Source organism: Desertimonas flava (assembly GCF_003426815.1).
Lineage (GTDB): Bacteria > Actinomycetota > Acidimicrobiia > Acidimicrobiales > Ilumatobacteraceae > Desertimonas > Desertimonas flava.
This window is the reverse complement of record NZ_QKYK01000014.1, coordinates 114,526-133,034: the sequence shown is the minus strand read 5'-3', so window position 1 is coordinate 133,034 and position 18,509 is coordinate 114,526. Positions and strand designations below refer to the sequence as shown.

At 71.1% G+C, this 18,509-nt stretch carries 17 protein-coding genes; 10 read left to right on the top strand and 7 right to left on the bottom strand.

Going from position 1 to position 18,509, the window contains the following annotated elements:
• The 5 genes from DN771_RS16935 to DN771_RS16915 form a co-directional block, all read left to right on the top strand.
• Positions 1-1,182: molybdopterin-dependent oxidoreductase (locus DN771_RS16935; RefSeq protein ID WP_116998739.1), on the top strand; the 1,182-nt coding region annotated here is incomplete at its 5' end.
• Positions 1,183-1,231: 49 nt separating this feature from the next.
• A complete protein-coding gene (locus tag DN771_RS16930) occupies positions 1,232-1,828 on the top strand; it encodes a fasciclin domain-containing protein (protein ID WP_116998716.1) in 597 nt (198 codons plus the stop codon).
• Between the two features lie 127 nt (positions 1,829-1,955).
• On the top strand, positions 1,956-2,504 hold the full coding sequence (locus tag DN771_RS16925) for a sigma-70 family RNA polymerase sigma factor (RefSeq protein ID WP_162942046.1): 549 nt from the start codon (positions 1,956-1,958) through the stop codon (positions 2,502-2,504).
• Positions 2,501-3,292 carry an anti-sigma factor gene (locus tag DN771_RS16920; RefSeq protein WP_193615379.1) on the top strand — a complete coding sequence of 264 codons (792 nt, stop codon included), beginning with the start codon at positions 2,501-2,503 and terminating at the stop codon, positions 3,290-3,292. Before DN771_RS16925 ends, DN771_RS16920 begins: the two co-directional genes overlap by 4 nt.
• Before the next feature lie 251 nt (positions 3,293-3,543).
• On the top strand, positions 3,544-5,670 hold the full coding sequence (locus DN771_RS16915; protein WP_227462386.1) for an Rne/Rng family ribonuclease: 2,127 nt from the start codon (positions 3,544-3,546) through the stop codon (positions 5,668-5,670).
• Positions 5,671-5,729: 59 nt separating this feature from the next.
• On the opposite strand, the gene DN771_RS16910 is transcribed toward DN771_RS16915, so the two are convergent.
• A complete protein-coding gene (locus DN771_RS16910) occupies positions 5,730-6,767 on the bottom strand; it encodes an alcohol dehydrogenase catalytic domain-containing protein (protein WP_116998715.1) in 1,038 nt (345 codons plus the stop codon).
• Positions 6,768-6,851: 84 nt separating this feature from the next.
• Between DN771_RS16910 and rplU the strand changes: the two genes are divergently transcribed.
• From rplU to DN771_RS16885, 5 genes are all read left to right on the top strand, one after another.
• Positions 6,852-7,160 (top strand): 50S ribosomal protein L21, encoded by a 309-nt coding sequence (gene rplU, locus DN771_RS16905; protein ID WP_116998714.1) that lies wholly within the window; start codon positions 6,852-6,854, stop codon positions 7,158-7,160.
• A gap of 39 nt (positions 7,161-7,199) precedes the next feature.
• Positions 7,200-7,478: a 50S ribosomal protein L27 gene (gene rpmA / locus DN771_RS16900; RefSeq protein WP_116998713.1), complete on the top strand. Its 279-nt coding sequence runs from the start codon at positions 7,200-7,202 to the stop codon at positions 7,476-7,478.
• Positions 7,479-7,519: 41 nt separating this feature from the next.
• Positions 7,520-8,782: a GTPase ObgE gene (gene obgE / locus DN771_RS16895; RefSeq protein ID WP_116998712.1), complete on the top strand. Its 1,263-nt coding sequence runs from the start codon at positions 7,520-7,522 to the stop codon at positions 8,780-8,782.
• A gap of 217 nt (positions 8,783-8,999) precedes the next feature.
• Entirely contained in the window at positions 9,000-10,094 is a 1,095-nt protein-coding gene (proB, locus tag DN771_RS16890; RefSeq protein WP_116998711.1) for a glutamate 5-kinase, read from the top strand.
• Between the two features lie 114 nt (positions 10,095-10,208).
• Complete coding sequence (locus tag DN771_RS16885; RefSeq protein ID WP_116998710.1) at positions 10,209-11,021, top strand: PspA/IM30 family protein; 813 nt, start codon at positions 10,209-10,211, stop codon at positions 11,019-11,021.
• A 91-nt stretch (positions 11,022-11,112) separates the two neighbouring features.
• Here DN771_RS16885 and DN771_RS16880 read toward each other — a convergent pair whose 3' ends face one another.
• From DN771_RS16880 to DN771_RS16855, 6 genes are all read right to left on the bottom strand, one after another.
• Positions 11,113-11,913, bottom strand: a complete 801-nt coding sequence (locus DN771_RS16880; RefSeq protein WP_116998709.1) for an isocitrate lyase/PEP mutase family protein — start codon at positions 11,911-11,913, stop codon at positions 11,113-11,115.
• 69 nt (positions 11,914-11,982) lie between these two features.
• The gene (murJ, locus tag DN771_RS16875) at positions 11,983-13,869 is read right to left on the bottom strand and encodes a murein biosynthesis integral membrane protein MurJ (RefSeq protein ID WP_162942045.1); all 1,887 of its coding nucleotides are present in this window, start codon (positions 13,867-13,869) and stop codon (positions 11,983-11,985) included.
• Complete coding sequence (locus DN771_RS29610) at positions 13,869-14,621, bottom strand: hypothetical protein (protein ID WP_205528633.1); 753 nt, start codon at positions 14,619-14,621, stop codon at positions 13,869-13,871. The genes murJ and DN771_RS29610 overlap by 1 nt, the downstream gene beginning before the upstream one ends.
• A gap of 147 nt (positions 14,622-14,768) precedes the next feature.
• A complete protein-coding gene (locus DN771_RS16865; RefSeq protein WP_116998706.1) occupies positions 14,769-16,562 on the bottom strand; it encodes an extracellular solute-binding protein in 1,794 nt (597 codons plus the stop codon).
• Positions 16,559-17,746: a hypothetical protein gene (locus DN771_RS16860; protein ID WP_116998705.1), complete on the bottom strand. Its 1,188-nt coding sequence runs from the start codon at positions 17,744-17,746 to the stop codon at positions 16,559-16,561. The genes DN771_RS16865 and DN771_RS16860 overlap by 4 nt, the downstream gene beginning before the upstream one ends.
• Positions 17,743-18,465 carry a hypothetical protein gene (locus DN771_RS16855; RefSeq protein WP_116998704.1) on the bottom strand — a complete coding sequence of 241 codons (723 nt, stop codon included), beginning with the start codon at positions 18,463-18,465 and terminating at the stop codon, positions 17,743-17,745. Before DN771_RS16855 ends, DN771_RS16860 begins: the two co-directional genes overlap by 4 nt.
• Positions 18,466-18,509: the final 44 nt, after the last annotated feature.

Here is an 18,509-nt window from a genome sequence, read left to right as displayed (position 1 = left end):
GTCGTGCCCAGCCTTGCCGGGGCCGTCGCCGCGTCGGCGACCCTCGTCGTCGTCGCCCGGAGCCTGGCCCGGCCGCCGCGCACCGATGACGACGCGGCGGCGCTGTCCAGCCGGCGGCAGTTCCTCGGCCGCAGCGGCACGCTGGTCGCCGGCCTCGCCGTCACCGTCGGGCCACTCGCCGCAGTGGGTCGCCGGCTCGGCGGCCGATTCACCGCGTCCGAGTCGCGCGGCGCGGTCCAGCTTCCGGCTGCCGCCGAGCCGCTGCCGCCCCTTGCCGCAGGTACCGATCTCGGCGTCGCCGGCCTCGGTCCCTTCATCACGCCGAACGCCGACTTCTACCGCATCGACACCGCCCTCGTCGCTCCGCAGGTCCCGACCGACGGATACACCCTGCGTGTGAAGGGCATGATCGACCGCGAGCTGGAGCTCACCTACGAGGACCTTCTCGCCCGGGACCTCGTCGAACGGGACATCACGCTGACCTGCGTGTCCAACCAGGTCGGCGGCCAGTACGTGGGCACCGCCCGCTGGCTCGGCTGCCGGCTCGACGACCTTCTCGCCGAGGCCGGCATCCAGCAGGGCGCCGACCAGGTCGTCGGCCGGTCCGTCGACGGCTACACGTGCGGCTTCCCCGTCGACGTCGTTCGCGACGGCCGCGACGCCCTCGTCGCCGTCGGCATGAACGGCGAACCCCTGCCGATCGCCCACGGGTTTCCTGTCCGCCTCGTCGTGCCCGGCCTCTACGGCTACCTCTCGGCGACCAAGTGGCTCACCGAGATCGAGCTGACCACGTTCGACTCGTTCGACCACTACTGGGTGCCTCGCGGGTACGCGGCGAAGGCCCCGATCAAGCTGGCCAGCCGGATCGACACGCCCCGCGGGCTCGCCAAGGTCGCCGCCGGCACGGTGCCGGTGGCCGGCGTCGCGTGGGAGCAGACGGTCGGCATCGACGCCGTCGAGGTGTCGATCGATGGTGGGGAGTGGCGACCCGCGGAGCTCGGGCGAGTGCCGAGCAACGACACGTGGGTGCAGTGGAAGTACTCCTGGGACGCTGCTCCGGGACGCCACGACGTCACCGTCAGGGCGATCGATCGAAAAGGGGCAATCCAGACGGCCGACCGCTCCGAACCACTGCCAGACGGAGCCGCCGGGCTGCACAAGATCGTTGTGATCGTGGAGTAGCGGCGCCGTCCAGCCCACAACCATCCAACCCCAATCAGGAGCACGACAGATGTCCCGCAAGACCCACCGCTACGCAGTGGCCGCCATCGCCACCCTCTCCCTCGCCGGCATCGCCGCCGGATCGGCCTCGGCCACCACGGCACCGCCCGACGACATGACGATGGCGGGCCCGTCCGGCCCGCTGTGTGCCGCCGTGCCCGCCGACGGGGAGGGCAGCGTCGCCGGAATGGCCGACGACGCGGTCGGCACCGCGGCCAGCAACAACCCGTTGCTCACCACGCTCGTCGCGGCCGTCACCGCCGCCGACCTCGGAGACACGCTCAACGGCCCCGGCCCGTTCACGGTCTTCGCGCCGGTCAACTCGGCGTTCGACAAGATCGACCCGGCCACTCTCGAGGGCGTGCTCGCAGATGTCGACACGCTGACGTCGATCCTCACCTATCACGTGCTTCCCGAGCAGGTGAGCAGCGCCGACCTCGTCGCCGGTGGCACGTTCGCCACCGTGAACGGCGCCGAGCTCACCGTCGCCCAGGTCGGCGAGACGCTGGTGGTGAACGGCGGTGCGGCGGCGGTGCAGTGCGCCGACGTGCCCACGGCCAACGCCACCGTCTATCTCATCGACTCCGTGCTGATGCCGCCGGCCTGACGGATCCGCCAGTCCGATGATCACCTCGACCGCGTTGCGACCCCCGATGCCGTGGGTCGCAACGCGGTCGTTCGCGTCGGTCCGACGTTCCCGGTCGGTGCCGGCAAGCGCCATGATGGTGGTTGCCATGGACGACCCCGACCTCGATCGCTGCATCGCCGCCGCCGCCGATGGCGATCAGGCCGCCTTCGCCGATCTCTACGACCTCCTCGCGCCGACGGTGTACGGCGTCGTCCGCCGCGTCGTGCGGGACCAGGCCCAGTCGGAGGAGGTCACTCAGGAGGTGTTCGTCGAGGTGTGGCGGACGGCGTCGCGCTTCGACGTCGGTCGGGGCAGCGTGCGCTCGTGGGTGGTCACGATCGCCCATCGGCGGGCGGTGGACCGGGTGCGGAGCGAGCAGGCTCATCGAGATCGCAACGTCCGCGACGCCCGGGCGGTGGATGCTGCCCCGCCCACCCCCGAAGACGTCGCCGTCGCCGGGGAGGAGCGGGCCCGCGCCGTGGCCGCCATGGCTGCGCTGCCCGGGCCGCAACGAGAAGCGCTGGAACTGGCCTTCTACGATGGGCTCACGCATGCACAGATCGCCGACCATCTCGGCATCGCCCTGGGAACCGTGAAGACGAGAATCCGCGACGGATTGATACGCCTGCGCGCCGCGACAGGGGCGGGGACATGAGCGACGACATGGCCGGCGACGTGACCGGCGATGAGGAGCTGCGCGCCCTGATCGCGTTGGCCGCGGTGCACGCCCTCGAACCCGACGAGGAGCGTGAGCTCCACGCCGCCCTGGCCCAGCGGCCCGACCTCGCCGCCGAGCTCGACGACCTGCGCGACGCGGCAGCCACGATGGCGCTCGCCGTCGCCGAGACGCCCCCGCCGTCGGTCCGCGCCGCCGTGCTCGCGGCGATCGCCGCCGAGGCCGCCTCCGCTGATCGCGAGGGACCGGGGGAGGACGATGCCGGCCGGCACCCAGCCAGTCCCGCCCCGCCGGCGCCGCCCGCCGGTGTGACCTCACTGTCGTCGCGGCGCTGGAGGAACGTCCTGCTCGCGGCGGCCGCCGTCGTCGTGGTCGTCGCCAGCGCCACGGTGGCCACACGCGTGCTCGATGATGACCGTGCCGACGAGATCGCCGCGGTCCTCGACGATGACGGTGCCGTCACGCTGATCCTCACCGGGGACATCGGCCAACTCGACGTGGTCTACTCGCCGGCCACACAACGCGCCGTGATGATCGGCGAGGACGTCGCCACGCTCGGCGACGACGAGGTGTACGAGCTGTGGACACAGCCGGCCGGAAGCGCCGAGATGGAGCCGGTCGGGACCTTCCGGCCCGACGACGACGGGATCGTCGAGTCGCTGATGACCGACATCGAGCTGTCGCCGACTGCGGTGTTCGCCGTCACCGTCGAACCCGCCGGCGGCTCCGAGGTGCCGACCCTCCCCACGGTCGCCGTCAGCACCTGATCGCCGCTGACCTGGGATGATTCCCTGAGGGGTCCGGCCATCAGACCATGCGGGGGCGACAGGCGGTAACCTTGATCGATCATGTGGTGGAACACCCCCGACGACGCACACCGGGAGTCCGGCAGCGTCGCGGCTGCAGGGTGTGGGGCCACGGCGAACAACTGGCCAGGAGGATCCGGCGCGACATCGCGGTCGCTGCCCGTCCCCGGGCCGGCGACGGCCACGGCGCCGTCGCGTGAGAAGGGAATCCGATGGACGCAGACTCCGGGGCCACGACCGGCCCGGCGAACGCGCTCGAGCCGACCAGTCCTACGACGACGTCGCCGGCGAGCGGGACAAGTGAGACGAGCGATCGCAGCGCTGCGGTAGCGCCGACCGCCGAGACCGCCGGTTCGCCGGCCGAGGGCCCCGGGGCACCGGTCGCCGAGAGCGCCAGCGAGGCGACGTCGGCAGCAGCCGGTGACGGCGAGGCCCCCGGCGCACGCAAGCGACGCCGCGGTTCCCGCGGCGGCCAGCGCCGCCGCCGAGGCGCCGGTACGCCGGGCGAGGGCGACAGCGCGGCAGCCGACGGAACCGTCGGCGACGACGCAGCGTCCACTGACACAGCGGAAGCTGACACGACGGCCGTCACGTCCGACGGCCCCGAGCAGTCGTCGGCGACGTCCACTCGCTCCGGCGGGGGACGGAAGGGTCGTTCCAAGCCAGCCGGAGGCAGTGACGAGCAGCCCGAGCTTCCCGACACCATGCGCGAGGGCCGGGCGTCGCGCGAAGCCGCCGAGCGGGCGCTGGTCCGCAAGCCGCAGATCGGTGACACGCGGCCGGCTCCGCCCGCAGGCGACAGCCCGCCCGCTGGGACCAACGGCAACGCCACCACCAACGGCAACGTGACACCCACCACCGGTCCGGCCCGCAAGGGGTCCCGTCGTGGTCGCGGCCGGTCCGGCGGCGGCAGCGGTGAGGCCGCGACGACGGTCGCGCCCGCCGCCGAATCCACCCCGACGCGACGCAAGTCCTCGCAGAAGGGCCGCGGTGGCCGGTCCACCACCCCCGAGCGCTCGGCGGCCGATGCCGCGGTCGTCGCCGAACGGGGCGGCCAGGAGCGCAACGGGCGTGCCATCGGCCGCTACCTGATGTGCGTGCAGGTCCGTGACGGCATGGCGCAGGTCGCTGTGCTCGAAGGACGCAACCTCATCGAGCACTACGTGTCACGTCCGTCCGACGACATCAGCCAGATCCACGGCAACATCTACGTCGGTCGCGTGCAGAACGTCCTGCCCGGCATGGAGGCGGCGTTCGTCGACATCGCCACGCCGAAGAACGCGGTGCTCTACCGCGGTGACGTGCAGTACGACGCCGAGGACATCGAGCAGAAGGACCCGCGGATCGAGAACATCCTGCGGGCCCGTCAGCTGATCACGTGCCAGGTCACCAAGAACCCCATCGGGGCCAAGGGCGCCCGGCTCACCCAAGAGGTCTCCCTGCCCGGCCGCTACGTGGTCCTCATCCCCAACTCGAAGACGTACGGCATCTCCAAGCGGCTCCCCGACGACGTGCGCAAGCGGCTTCGCGGCATCCTCGACCGGGTCAAGCCGGCCGAGCACGGCCTCATCGTGCGCACGGCTGCCGAGCATGCCACCGAGGCCGAGCTCACCGCCGACATGACGCTGCTGCTCGCCCAATGGGAACAGATCGCCACCAAGGCCGCCAAGGCCAAGGGGCCCACGCTGCTCTACCGCGAGCCCGAGCTCGCCGTGCGGGTCATTCGCGAGGAGTTCAACGCCGACTACCGCAGTGTGGTCATCGACGAGAAGCGGCTCTTCGACGACGTCAAGGCCTACGTGTCGGCGTTCAATCCCGAGCTCGCCGACCGCGTCGAGTACTACGACGCCGGCGCTGAGGGACTCAGCCTGTTCGAGTACCACCACGTGCACGAGCAGGTGCACAAGGCGCTCGACCGCAAGGTGTGGCTGCCGTCGGGCGGTTCCCTGATCATCGAGCACACCGAGGCCCTCACGGTGATCGACGTCAACACCGGCAAGAACGTCGGGACGTCGAGCCTCGAGGAGACGGTGTTCCACAACAACCTCGAAGCGGCCGAGGAGATCGCCAAGCAGCTCCGCTTGCGAGACATCGGCGGCATCATCGTGATCGACTTCATCGACATGGAGATCCGCGAGAACCGCGAGAAGGTGGTGGAGGTGTTCCGCAACGCCCTCGCTCGGGACAAGACCCGCTCGCAGGTGTTCTCGATCTCCGATCTCGGTCTGGTGGAGATGACCCGCAAACGGATCGGGGAGGGCCTCCTCACGGAGTTCTCCACCACGTGCGAGGTCTGCGACGGCCGCGGCGTCATCGTCGACCACGCCCTGCTCGACTGACGCGCGAGAGGGTGCCTGGGTGGCACCATCTCGCGCCGGGCGCTCGGCCCGGACGCCCGTCAGGGCACGAGCACCGCCCGCCCGGCCACCCGCCCGGCCCGCAGGTCGTCGATCGCCACGGTCACCTGGTCGAGCGGGTAGCGCACGGTGTCCACGCCGACCTTGCCGGCCCGGGCGAGGGCGAGCACCTCGACGAAGTCGGCACGGGTCCCGCCGTACGAGCTCTGCACATCGACGCCCCACGGCAGCGGGCCGAATGCCGTGGCCCCATAAGAGAACGTCCCGCCGCCCAGGCCGACGAACCGGATCGCCCCCTCCGGCGCGACGACGCCGGTCGCCACATCCACGGTCGCCTGAGCGCCGACGAAGTCGAACACGGCGTCGGCTCCGTAGCCGTCGGTGAGGTCGAGGATGCGGCCGACGGCATCGGCGTCGCTGCGGAGCGCGAGATCAGCACCGTGGCGACGGGCGGCGTCGAGCTTGACCTCGTCCACGTCGAGGGCGATCAGCCGCGCCCCGCTGGTGGCGGCGAGGATCTGCAGCCCGAGGTGGCCGAGGCCACCGAGCCCGATCACGACCGCCGTCGAGCCGGAGGCGAGGTGGCGTCGCGCCGAGTTGATGGCGTGCATGGGCGTCAACGCGGCGTCGGCGAGCGGCGCCGAGGTCACCGGGTCGAGCCCGCCGAGCGGCTCGAGGAACCGTGCCGGCACGATCTGGTAGTCCGCCATCGAGCCGTCCGGCCCGAGCCCCGGCGTCGTCGGTGCGGCATCCCGCGACCCCGTGACCTGACACGCGTTGTCGCGGCCCTGGCGGCACGCCCGGCAGCGCCCGCAGCTCCAGATGAGCATGACGATGACCGGATCGCCCTCGGCGAAACCCTCGACGTCGGGCCCGAGGGCATCCACCCAACCCGAGCCCTCGTGGCCGATCGTGAACCCGAACACCGGCCACAGCTCACCGGCGTCGAGCACGTGGAGATCGGAGTGGCACAGGCCGGCGCCGCCGATCCTGATGCGGACCTCGCCCGGTCCCGGCTCGGGCACGGGCACGTCCTCGAGGCCGATGGTCCCCGGTCCGACGAGTTTGACTGCACGCATGATCGCCCCTGTTCTCCCCCTGCGGGGATCTGCCCACCGCCTCGTGCCGGAACCGGCATCCCGCCGCTAGGATTGCACGTCGCTATGTACGCAGTGATCTCCGCAGGTGCCACGCAGCAAAAGGTGGCCGAAGGCGAGCACGTCAACATCGACCTGCTCGACGCCGCCGAGGGTGACCAGATCACCCTCACTCCGCTGATGGTCGTCGATGGTGACACGGTGCTCGCCACTCCCGACGAACTGAAGTCCGTCACCGTGACCGGCAAGGTCCTCGGCGCCGCCAAGGGCCCGAAGATCAACGGTTTCACCTACAAGCGGCGCACCAACAACCGCCGTCGCTACGGGCACCGCCAGAAGTACACGCTCGTCGAGATCGTCAAGATCGCCAAGTAGCGATCGCCGATCGAGACCTCACGAGAAGGACGGACCGAGATGTCGAAGACCAAAGGTGGCGGGTCGACCCGCAACGGGCGTGACTCCAACGCGCAGCGCCTCGGCGTGAAGGTGTACGACGGCACCAAGATCACTGCCGGCAGCATCATCGTGCGCCAGCGCGGCACCAAGTTCCACCCCGGCAAGAACGTCGGCATCGGCGGCGACGACACGCTGTTCTCGCTCGTCGACGGTTCCGTCAAGTTCGGCGAGCGCAAGGGCCGCAAGGTCGTCGACGTGAATCCTCTCGTCGACGCTGCGGCTGACGCCACCGTCTGATTGCTGACGGCCCACAAGGGCCGTCAACCCCGGCTGCCCCGATGTCCCACTTCGTCGATGAGTCCCAACTCAACGTGCGGGGTGGCGACGGGGGTGCCGGTTGCGTCTCGTTCCGCCGTGAGGGCCCTGTCGCGATGGGCGGCCCCAACGGCGGCGACGGAGGCAAGGGCGGCGACGTCTGGCTCGTCGCCGACCACAACGTGGCCTCGCTGCTCGCCTTCCGCGATCACCCGCACCGGCGGGCCGGCAACGGCGTGCACGGCAAGGGCAAGGACCTCCACGGCCGCAGCGGCACCGATCAGATCGTCGCCGTTCCCGAGGGGACCATCGTCACCGACATGTACACCGGCGACATCCTCGCCGAGCTGCTGCACCACGGTGACCGCTGGCTGGCGGCGGCCGGCGGCCGCGGCGGACGGGGCAACGCCAAGTTCCTCTCCAACAAGCGCCGGGCACCGAGCTTCGCCGAACAGGGCGAGCACGGCGAGGAACGCTGGCTGAAGCTCGAGCTGCGGCTGATGGCCGATGTCGGCCTCGTCGGCTTCCCGAACGTCGGCAAGTCGACGTTCATCAGCGTCATCTCGGCTGCCAAGCCGAAGATCGCCGACTATCCGTTCACCACGCTCGAACCGAACCTCGGGGTGGTGCGCCTCGACGACGAGACCGAGTTCGTCGTCGCCGACATCCCCGGCCTCATCGAGGGGGCGAGTGAGGGCAAGGGCCTCGGCCACCAGTTCCTCCGCCACGTCGAGCGGGCGCGCGTGATGTGTCTCATGGTCGACCTCGTCGCCGTCGCCTTCGAGGGCATCTCGGTGGCCGAGCAGGAGCGGGTGCTGCTCGAAGAGCTCGGCCGGTACCGCCCCGAGCTGCTGGAACGCCCTCGAGTCGTGGTGGCCACCAAGGCCGACGTCGTCGACCCGGCCGACGTCGACTTCGAGGCCAACGGCGTCGACCGCTTCGTCATGTCGGCCGTCACCGGCGACGGTGTGCGCCCGGTCGTGGGCGCCCTTGCTGCCGCCGTCGACGAGGCCCGCAAGCGGACGCCCGAGCGCGAAGGCGTCGTCCTCCTGCGCCCGGTGCTCACCGGCTCGGTCGTCGAGCGCATCGACGAGCACGAGTTCCGGGTCACCGGTCGCGACGTCGAGCGGGTCGTCGCCCTCAACGACGTGTCGACGGCCGATGCCACCGCCTACATCAGCCACCGGCTCGAGCGTCTCGGCGTCGACAAGCTGCTCGCCAAGGCCGGCGCGGTCGACGGCGACGTCGTCTGGATCGGCGAATTCTCCTTCGACTACCGCGCCTAGTGTTCTGTCGCCGGATTGGTAAGGGTGTCTCGCTTGCTGGATCTCGCCGCTGGCTGCGTTGCTCGTCCTCGAAAGACTGGGTGTATTCCTTCGTCCTCGCGCCTTGCCAGCGGCGAGCCCAGCGGCGCGATCCACCTCACCAACTCGACGACAGACCACTAGCGGCCTGAACGGAACCGGTCGGCCGAGGGGCTGAGCTGGCAGGATTGATGACGCCATGGCTGCTTCTCGGGTGATCGTCAAGATCGGGACGTCGTCGCTCACCGACGAGCGTGGGGTGATCGACGAGGGGGCGATCGGCAAGATCAGCGATGAGGTCGCCGCCCTGCGCGGCGCCGGCTACGACGTCGTGGTCGTCTCATCGGGGGCCGTGGCCGCCGGCGTGGCCGCGCTCGGGTTGGCGGAGCGGCCCACCGACGTGCAGACGCTGCAGGCGATCTCGGCCGCCGGTCAACCGCGCCTGATGCGCAGCTGGGACACAGCGCTCGGGCGCCACGGGCTCGTGCCCGCCCAGGCCCTGCTCGTCCCCCAGGACTTCGTCGACCGCCGGCAATATCTGCACGCCCGGCGCACGCTCACCCGCCTCCTCGAGATCGGCGCCGTGCCGATCATCAACGAGAACGACGCGATCGCCTCCGACGAGATCCGCTACGGCGACAACGATCGTCTCGGCGCCCTCCTCGCCCACAACCTGGCGGCGTCGCTGCTCGTGCTGCTCACGGACCTCGACGGATTGTTCACGGCCGATCCGCGGATCGATGCCACGGCCTCGCTCGTGACCTCCGTGCGCGTCGACGACCCGCTGCTGTCGATCGCCGCCGGCCGCGGCGGAAGCGGACGGGGGAGCGGCGGCATGGCGAGCAAGCTCGAAGCCGCCCGCATCGCGTCGTGGTCGGGTGTGCCGACCGTGATCGCCAACGCCGCCCGCCCCGGGGTGCTGGCCGGGGCAGTGGCGGGTGAACCGGTCGGGACCCGCTTCGAGGCCCGCCGCCGGAAGCTCGGCGCCCGCAAGCTGTGGATCGCCTTCGCCGCACGCGTCGCCGGCGCGGTGCGGGTGGACGACGGTGCCCGCCGGGCGCTGGTGGAACGCAAGACCAGCCTGCTCCCGGCCGGCGTCACCGGGGTTGAGGGCTCGTTCGGTGAGGGCGACACGGTGTCGGTGGTCGGACCCGACGGTACGGCGTTCGCCAAAGGCATGGTGTTCGTCGAGTCGGCACAATTGCGCAAGGTGGCCGGCCTGCGCACCAGCGACCTCCCCGACGGGATGGTCCACGAGGTCATCCACCGCGATGACCTCGTCATGCTCCCCTGACCCCGCGTCTCACGGGATGTGCCAGACATCCCGTCAGGCGCGGTGGCCGCAGTCGATCACGCCCGAAATGGGCCCGGACCCGTCCGACCGCCGCCTCCAGTAGCATCCGCTCTCATGTTCAAGCTCTTCCGGAAGTGGTGGAAGTACCTGACGGCCAAGCTCACCGGGTCGTTCAACGAGAAGGCTGACCCCAAGATCCAGCTCGAGCAGGCGATCGGCGAGGCCCAGTCGCAGCACGTCCGGCTCAAGGAGCAGGCAGCCAACGTCATCGCCAACCAGAAGCAGAGCGAGATCCGCCTCAACAAGAAGCTCGAGGAGCTCGAGAAGCTCAACGCCAACGCCCGCCAGGCCCTCATCATGGCGGCCGACGCCGAGAAGGCCGGCGACGCGGCCAAGGCGACGCAGTACAACACGGCCGCCGAGACGATCGCCAACCAGCTGATCCAGGTCGAAAAGGACGTCGAGAGCCTCAAGTCGTTGGTGCTGGAGTCGGCACAGGCCTCCGACCAGGCGAAGGCGGCGGTCGCGCAGAACTCGCGGATCCTGCAGGAGAAGATCGCCGAGAAGTCGAAGCTGCTGTCGCAGCTCGACCAGGCGAAGATGCAGGAGGAGATGAACTCGGCGATGGCCTCGCTGAACGAGACCATCGGCGCGGACGTCCCCACGTTCAAGGAGGTCGAGGACAAGATCCAGGCCCGTTACGCCAAGGCCAAGGCGACGTCCGAGCTCAACGAGACGTCGGTCGAGTCGCGCGTGCTCGAGGTGGAGCAGGCGACGGCGAACGTCGAGGCTCAGAGCCGGCTCAGCCAGCTGCGCTCCGAGCTCGGCCTCGAGTCCGGCGCAGCCACCGCTCCGGCCGCCGAAGAGACGCCGGCGACGGAGGCACCTGCTGCCGAGGAGACGCCGGCCGAGGGATCAGCGAACTGAGCTGACCCGCCGTCCCCTTGGGGATCTGGGCGCGATTCGTGTCGCTGGCCGACACGGATCGCGCCCAGTTCGCGTCCCGGCGGGCAGCGATCTACTCGTCGAAGGCGCCGCGCACGGCGCCGGCGGCCTTGGCGGTGTCCCAGAAGCCGTACGTGCCGTCCTCCAGCAGTTCCTTGGCGGCGGTGGCGACGGCGCCGTAGGCGACGAGCGAGAACCCGCTGCCGACCGAGATGCGTCCGACGCCGATCGCGGCGAGCTCGGCGACCGGCGGCACGCCGGGCAGGGCGAGCACGTTCACCGGCCGGTCCACCGAGCTGACGACGCTGACGATGTCATCGGCCGACGTGAGGCCGGGCGCGTAGAGCACGTCGGCGCCGGCCTCCTGGTACGCCTGCAGGCGGGCGATCGTGTCGCCGAGGTCGGTGACACCGCGGATGTGGTTCTCGGCCCTCGCCGTGAGCACGAACTTGTCGGGGCCGGAATGGGCCGCATCGGCGGCCGCGGCGACCCGCTCGGTGGCCAGCCCGAGGTCGTAGATCGCCTGCTCGGTGGGGTTGTAGTCCTCGACGGACCCTCCGGCGATGCCGGCGGCGGTGGCCAGGCGGATCGTCTCGGCGACACCGGCCGGGTCGTCGGCGAAGCAGTTCTCGAGGTCGGCGTTGACGGGGAGTGGGGTGGCCGCCGACAGCTCGGCGGCGTGGGCGATCGCCTGGTCCCGGGTGACGGCCCCGTCCAGGCGGCCGAGCACGGCGGCGTGCCCGGCGCTGGTGGTGGCGATGGCCTGGTAGCCGAGGAAGGCGAAGGCCTTGGCCGTGCCGACGTCCCACGCGTTGGCGAGGAGGAGGGGGCGGCCCTTGACGTGGAGCGCGAGGAAGTCGTCGTACGAACTCATGTTCCCGACGGTACTCCTGTCGAACTCTGGTGGCTAGAACGTTTCGGACACGATCGTCGTCGCCCGAGCTCAGGCGGCGGCGCCGCGGCGGCGGTCGATGACCCGCTTCACCGAGTTCAGCTCTGGCGCTCCCTGCACGGAGAGCACGCCGACGTAGACGGCGAGGCCCACCACGCTGCCGGCGAGCATGCGGGCGACAGCCTCCATCCCGGTGTTCGACCCGACGTGGCGGGCGACGAACCAGGCGGCCTCGCCGCCCAGGGCGCCGGCGACGGCCATCCGCCCGATGCTCTGCAGCGTCGCCCGCAGGGGGAACTCGCGCACCTTGTACGTGAGCACCTGGAGGGCCCACAGCGCGGCGAGGAGGTAGGAGAGGGCGAGGGCGGCGCCGAGGCCGAGCACGCCCCACCAGCGGACGAAAAGGATGGCGAATACCACGTTCATCAGGCACTGGCCGGCGTTGATGATGAACGCCGTGCGCGTGTCCTTGTGGGCGTAGAAGCCGCGGAGCGTGAACAGGTAGACCGAGAAGCCGGCCAGCCCGAGCGCGAACCCGCCGAGGGCCCGCGACGCGTTGAGCGCGGCCGCGTCGCTGAGCTCGCCACGCTGGAGGACGAGGCCGATGATCGGTCGGCGGAGCACGAACATCGCCACGCTGGCGGGGATCGTCAAAAGGGCGACGAGCCGGATGCCCAGCGACGCCTGGCTGTTGAACGCGTTGCGGTCCTTGGCGCTGACGGCGCGGGCCATGTCGGGTTCGAACGTCGTGGCGATCGAGACGGCGAGCAGGCCGTGGGGGAGGACGAAGAACGTGTAAGCCTGGAGGTACGCCGTGGCGTCGCCCGATCCCGGGTCGGCGAGGTTGCGGACGAAGGCCACGACGACCTGGTTGGAGATCACGTAGCCGAGCGTCCACGCCGACAGCGAACGGAGTCGCTTGAGCGCCGGGTGGTGGGGCTGGAACGTCGGCCGGAAGCGCAGACCCGATCGCGCGGCGACGACCACCAGGACGCCGGCCATGGCGGCGATGCCGACGGTGGTCCCGAGCGAGAGCGTGAGGCGCAGGCGACGGTCGGTGACCACCTCGGCGAGGTCGTGGCCACCGCTGGGGATCGTCAGCAGCGTGCCGATGATGATCAGGTTCGACACGATCGGGGCCCAGGCTGCGGCGAAGAACTGCCGCCGGGCGTTGAGGTAGGCACTGAGCAGCCCGCTCACTCCGTAGAAGAAGATCTGCAGGAGGAAGATCCGGGTGAGGTCGGTTCCGACGTGGCGAAGGAGGTCGGGATCGACACCCTCCTCGACGTTCAGCGTGTAGAGCCGGAAGATCAAGGGCGCGGCGAGCACGGCGATGAGCGTCAGTGCGGTCAGCGCCATCAACGTCGCCGTGATCACGACGTTGGTCGCCTCCTCGGACTCCTTGGAGTCCTCGCGGAGGTACGACGTGAACAGCGGCACGAGCGTGGCCGCCAGGACGCCGCCGATCAGCAGCTCGTAGACGATGTTCGGCGTCTCGTTGCCGATCAGGTACGCGTCGGTGAGGGCCCCCGATCCGAGCACGGCGGTCAGCGCGACCACTCGCAGCAGCCCGGTGATGCGCGACAGCATCGTTCCCGACGCGACGACGAGGTTGTTGCGCAGCATGCCGCCGCCCGCGGTGGGCCGGGCGGGCGCGACGCCCTTGGCGCGACCCGCTCGGGGCGCGCGCCGGGCCGCTCGCTCACGCCGCCATTCGAGGGAGTCGCCGAGGTCCTCGAGACGAGCGAGCGCCGACCGCTCCAGATCGACGCCAGCGGTACTGTCGGCGCCCGACATCGGCTCCAGCGACGGAGCGGCGAGCAGGGCATCGAGCTCGGTGCGATCGACGATCCCCGTCTTCAGCGGGTCGCCTCCGTCGAAGCCCTCCGATCGATTCCGGCGATGCGGGGCCGAGCGCTCGTCGCCGGCGTGTGTCATCAGACTCCGGCGGCCGGGGTGCTCTCGCCACCCGCCTGGGCCGTCTCCTCCATCGCGACGCGCAGCGACTCGAGCTCGTTGACGAGTTCGTCGACGTCCTCGCCGAGCCCGGCCGAGTCGCCGGTGCCGACGCTCACCTCGACCGTACGGGCGATCAGCTCGTCGAAGCGGGCGTCGAGCAGGCGGAGCCGGTCGCGGCTGCGGTCGGCGAGGGCGACGAGGCGCTCGGCCGACGCCAGCTGTGCCTCGAGGGCCTTCGCCGTCTGGGCGCCCGCCGGCGTGTCCACGGCCCCCGATCGCCGCAGCTCGTGGAGCTCGGCGGCCGCCGACTGCGTGTCGATCTTGCCGATCGCGGCGACGATGTCGTGGCCCCGTCTCGCGATGCGCCACGACTCGCCGATGCCGTCGTCGAGACGTGCCGAGAGCCGGAGCAGGCGGTCCCGCAACGGACCGGGCGAAACGTCGGCGACCACCTGGTCGAACCGCTGTTTGGCGTTCTGGGCCCCCTGGGCGTAGCCGCGCCATGGCTCGCTGAGGCGCTCGGGCTGCACACGTTCGGTGCTGTCGCGCGGGATGGCGGCGGCGACCCGTCCACCCCAGGCGAGCGCGCCGATGCCGGCGGCGAGGGCGATCGGAGCCCCGGCGACGACACCGGCGGCCATCCCGGCTCCGGCGAGCACGATGCCGAGCGGGGACATCATCGCCTCCGCCACCTTGGGCGTGAAGAACCGATCCCTGAACGATCTAGACACGTGATGTGGCCTGTCCGGAGATCAGCGAGCGCCAGCGAGCGTCCCGAGGTCCGATCGGGTAGGTGCCCGGAGCGCTAGCGGAGGGTGCCGGCGCGCCGGCCTGCGTGGCCACTGAGCCTCGGCGACACGCCTGTGGGGAACGCTTCATTAGAAGTTCGAGATGACTGCTGTGAAGACCTGGTTGATGCTCGCCGGGTTGCTCGAGTTGTAGGTGGCCGCGTTGGTGGCCTGGCTGATCGTGCGCAGGGCCTGGGTGTCGGCGCCCTCGCCGTACGAGATCGTGAACACGCGGACCGGCCGGGACTGGCTGCCCTCGCTGCCTTCCTCGAGCGCGGCGATCAGCTCCTGGAACTCGGCATCGTCGTCGTCCGGGTTCTCGTCGTCGTTCTGGCCGTCGCTCAGCACGACGACGGCGTTGATCTGCGCCGGGTCGTAGGTCTCGAGCATGGTCTCGTACGCCGTCTGTGTGGCGTTGTAGAGGGGTGTGCCGGCCACCGGGAACTGCTGCTGCAGGGCATCGGCGATCTGCTCGCGGGTCTCGCTCATCGGGCCGATCGGGACGACCTCACGGAAGTTGGGGTCGTCGCCACCGAGGTCGGTGCTGAACACCGACAGGCCCACCTGGTCGGTGTCCTTGAAGTCGTCGAGCGCGCCGAGCGCGGCGGCGACGGCGAGGTCGAGCTTCGTCTCGCCGTCGGGTCCGGCGGGGTCGCCCATCGAGCCGGACACGTCGAGCAGCAGCATGACGCGGGCCTCCTTGCGGAGAGCGGCCCACGAGTCGAGGATCTCGACGAGCACGGCGGGGTCGGGCACGTCGAGCTCGGCGGTCGGCTGGTCGGGGTCGACGCCGTTCTCCAGCGAGATCGGATCGGCCAAGGGGACGTCGGGGTTGTTCGGGCGGAATCCGTACTCGAGGACCTTCGCCTGGTTCTCCGGGCGCTGCACGAACTCCTCGAACATCGCCGCGGCGTCACGCTCGGCGTCGTCCACCCACTCCGTGTCGAGCACGATGAAGGGGCTGTCGGAGTAGAGCGTGCCCTCGGACGGGTAGATCGCCACGAGCGGGATGCGCGGCGGGCGCAGCTCCTCGCCCGGGGCGAGCACGCCGTCGGGGTCGCCGAGGTTGTAGTCGATGACGCTCTTCTCCTCGACGGCGACGGCGCTGACGTAGGTGAGCGCCGTGCCCCGACGGTCGGCGGCGAACCAGTTGTTGAGGAACGTCATCGTGATGTCGCCGTAGTGGACGACGGCCGACTCGATGTCGGTGGCGAACGCCACGGCCTCGGGGCTCCCGATGTCCTCGGTGCTCAGTCCGGTCGTCGTGTTCGTGGCCGCGTAGTACTCGGCGACGGTGAAGTTGAGCCCGCTCGTCGAGTAGTTGGGGTTCGTCTTGCCGAGGCGGAACGGGCCCCACTCGGGGTGGCCGAACGCTCCCCAGCCCTCAGGATTCTGGGCCAGGGCGACGAGGTCGGCGAACCCGATCGGCGTTTCCGGGTAGCCGAGTGCGTCGGCCATCGGTTCGGGCATGGCGATGACGAGCGGCGTGAGCATGAACGGTGTGCCGGCCGGGGCGAGCTCCTCGCCGGCTCGCTCGTTGACGATCGCGCCCCAGCCCGACGCCGCCGGCGACCAGATCACCGGTGGCTCGCCGTTGACGTCAGGGTCGGGCCAGCCCTCGGGGATCAGCGACGCGGCGAGGCCCGACGCGACGCTTCGCGGGGCGATCACGATGCAGTCGCCGTTGACCTCGGCGCCAGAGTCGTTGAACTCCTCGGCCAGTTCGGTGAGGAGGGTGATCTTCTCGCTGCTCACCGCCATGTCGACGACGATGCACCCGTCACCCTGTGGGGCGCGGGCGCCGGCGGGGGAGTGGGCGGCGGCGACGGCGCCGACCGCGAGCAGGCCGGCGGCGGCGAGGGCACGACGGGCGGTGGGGTTCATTGGGCCTCCCAAAGGGCGCGGAGTGCGAGCATCGTGGCGGCGCTGGGCGCCGGGGTCGTCGCCGCCGCGGCCGGCTTCCAGTCGGCGGCGGTCAGCGCGTCGGTGACGATCGCCGCGAGGTCGGCGGGCGCGGCCACACCGGCCGGAGCGGCGACCACGGCGTGCAACCACATGTCCGGCCGAGGATAGACCAGCTCGAATCGGTCGCCGGAGGTGCCGAGGGCGGCGAGCTCGAAGTCGGCCGTGGCGGCCACGTCGAGGGCGCTCGCCCTGGTCGCCATGGTGCGGAGCGGCGTTCCAGCCGTGTCGGGAGCCCGCTCACTCTGGCGGACGAGGCGGCGCGCCCAGCCGACGAACGTGCTGTCGGATTCCCAGTCGAACGCGGTCGGGGACGCGACGCCGGTGTACCCGGAGACGGCGGCGGCGAACGACAGCAACCCGAGGGCGGAATCGGGCACGTCACCGAGTGACGGGCGGATCGCGCCCCACGACGCCTCGCCGCCGAGATCGGTCCACGCCGCCCCGGCGTGGTTGCCGAGGCAGGCCCACAGCGCGTCGTCGGCACAGCCGCTCGCCAGGACGTCGGCCCGGCCCGTGGGCGCACCGGCCTCCGTGCCCGTGTCGTCGGCTGCTGTGTCGTCGGCTGCTGTGTCGTCGGCTGCGGTGTCGGGGGTGACGCTCGTCCCTGCCGCGGTCGCCGGCGCCGTGGCTGCGGCGCGCGGCTTGGGCACGGCCACCGCCAGGGCCGACGCACCGACCGGCGTGCCGGAGTAGCCGATCGGGTCGGCGTCGCGCCGGGCGGTGTCGACCATCGCCGGGTACGGGTCGGCGGTCACCCAGATCGGTGCCGCCGCTGGATCGTCGAGAGCGGCGAGACGGTCGAGCGTCGTCCCAGCCGCCTCGACCCGAACGTTCAGGTCGGGGAAGGCGTCGCCGATCGCTTCGCACACGCTCGCCAACTCGGTGATGCAGACGACGCTCGATGCCGTCGGCGGTTCGGTCGCCTCCGGCTCGGCCGGCGTCGTGGCGTCGGTGCCGATCGGACCGGATCCGTCGGGGGTGGCGGCGACGGTGGTGGTCGGCGCTGCCTGTGACCCGTCGTCGTCGAGCGCCCCGCGCACGACGAAGGCGACGACGACGAGCGCCACGGCCACGAGCGCGGCGGCGGCGCGTTTGCCGTTCACGACGAAGCTTGCTCCACCTCGGCGACGGCCTGGCGCATGGCCTCGAGCTCGACGACGAGCGAGTCGACGTCGTGGGCGTAGGTGGCGCTGTCCTTGGTGCCGACGCTCACCTCGGCGGCGCGGGCGACGAGCTCGTCGAGCCGGGCCTGGGTGAGCCGGAGGCGGTCGGCGGTGCTGGCCGAGAGCGCCTTGAGGCGGTCGGCGCTGGCGAGCTGGCTCTCGACCGAGGCGATGGCCTCGGCCACGTTGCCCGACTCGGCACCCGCCTGCTCCCTGAGGGTGGCCAGGCGGGAGCGGAGGCGCACGGGGTCGATGCGGTTCACGGCGTCGTCGATGGCGTCGCCACGTGTGGCGACGGCGCCGCTCTCGTCGACGGCCTGCTCGAGACGGGCGACGATGTCACCGAGGCGCTCCTTCAGCGGCCCGTCGGCGATCCCCCGCACGGTGGCCTGCAGCGCCTGGCGCGACCGGTTCGCGCTCTGCACGAACTGCCGCCACGGCTCGCTGAGGGCGAAGGCGTCGACGGGAGTCGCCCGCTTCTGCTTGGGCATCGCCAGCAGCACCGATCCGGCGTAGAAGGCCACGCCGATCACGATCGCGCCGACCCACGGAACACCGATCAGCCCGAGGACGACGCCGACCGCGGCCGCCACCGGAATCCGCCACGACAGCAGGGCTTTCGCCGTCTTGGGAGTGAAGAATCGGTCGCGGAGTCCCATCCCGACCGCAGGCTAATCGGCGCCCGCTCAACCCACCCCTCCAC

Bases quoted from the DNA above. Each gene is read 5' to 3' on its own strand.
- DN771_RS16865 (WP_116998706.1), bottom strand. From the start codon at position 16,562: ATGAACCCCACCGCCCGTCGTGCCCTCGCCGCCGCCGGCCTGCTCGCG.
- DN771_RS16930 (WP_116998716.1), top strand. From the start codon at position 1,232: ATGTCCCGCAAGACCCACCGCTACGCAGTGGCCGCCATCGCCACCCTC.
- DN771_RS16915 (WP_227462386.1), top strand. From the start codon at position 3,544: ATGGACGCAGACTCCGGGGCCACGACCGGCCCGGCGAACGCGCTCGAG.
- DN771_RS16910 (WP_116998715.1), bottom strand. From the start codon at position 6,767: ATGCGTGCAGTCAAACTCGTCGGACCGGGGACCATCGGCCTCGAGGAC.
- obgE (WP_116998712.1), top strand. From the start codon at position 7,520: ATGTCCCACTTCGTCGATGAGTCCCAACTCAACGTGCGGGGTGGCGAC.
- murJ (WP_162942045.1), bottom strand. From the start codon at position 13,869: ATGACACACGCCGGCGACGAGCGCTCGGCCCCGCATCGCCGGAATCGA.
- rplU (WP_116998714.1), top strand. From the start codon at position 6,852: ATGTACGCAGTGATCTCCGCAGGTGCCACGCAGCAAAAGGTGGCCGAA.
- DN771_RS16925 (WP_162942046.1), top strand. From the start codon at position 1,956: ATGGACGACCCCGACCTCGATCGCTGCATCGCCGCCGCCGCCGATGGC.
- DN771_RS16885 (WP_116998710.1), top strand. From the start codon at position 10,209: ATGTTCAAGCTCTTCCGGAAGTGGTGGAAGTACCTGACGGCCAAGCTC.
- DN771_RS16880 (WP_116998709.1), bottom strand. From the start codon at position 11,913: ATGAGTTCGTACGACGACTTCCTCGCGCTCCACGTCAAGGGCCGCCCC.
- proB (WP_116998711.1), top strand. From the start codon at position 9,000: ATGGCTGCTTCTCGGGTGATCGTCAAGATCGGGACGTCGTCGCTCACC.
- rpmA (WP_116998713.1), top strand. From the start codon at position 7,200: ATGTCGAAGACCAAAGGTGGCGGGTCGACCCGCAACGGGCGTGACTCC.
- DN771_RS16855 (WP_116998704.1), bottom strand. From the start codon at position 18,465: ATGGGACTCCGCGACCGATTCTTCACTCCCAAGACGGCGAAAGCCCTG.
- DN771_RS16920 (WP_193615379.1), top strand. From the start codon at position 2,501: ATGAGCGACGACATGGCCGGCGACGTGACCGGCGATGAGGAGCTGCGC.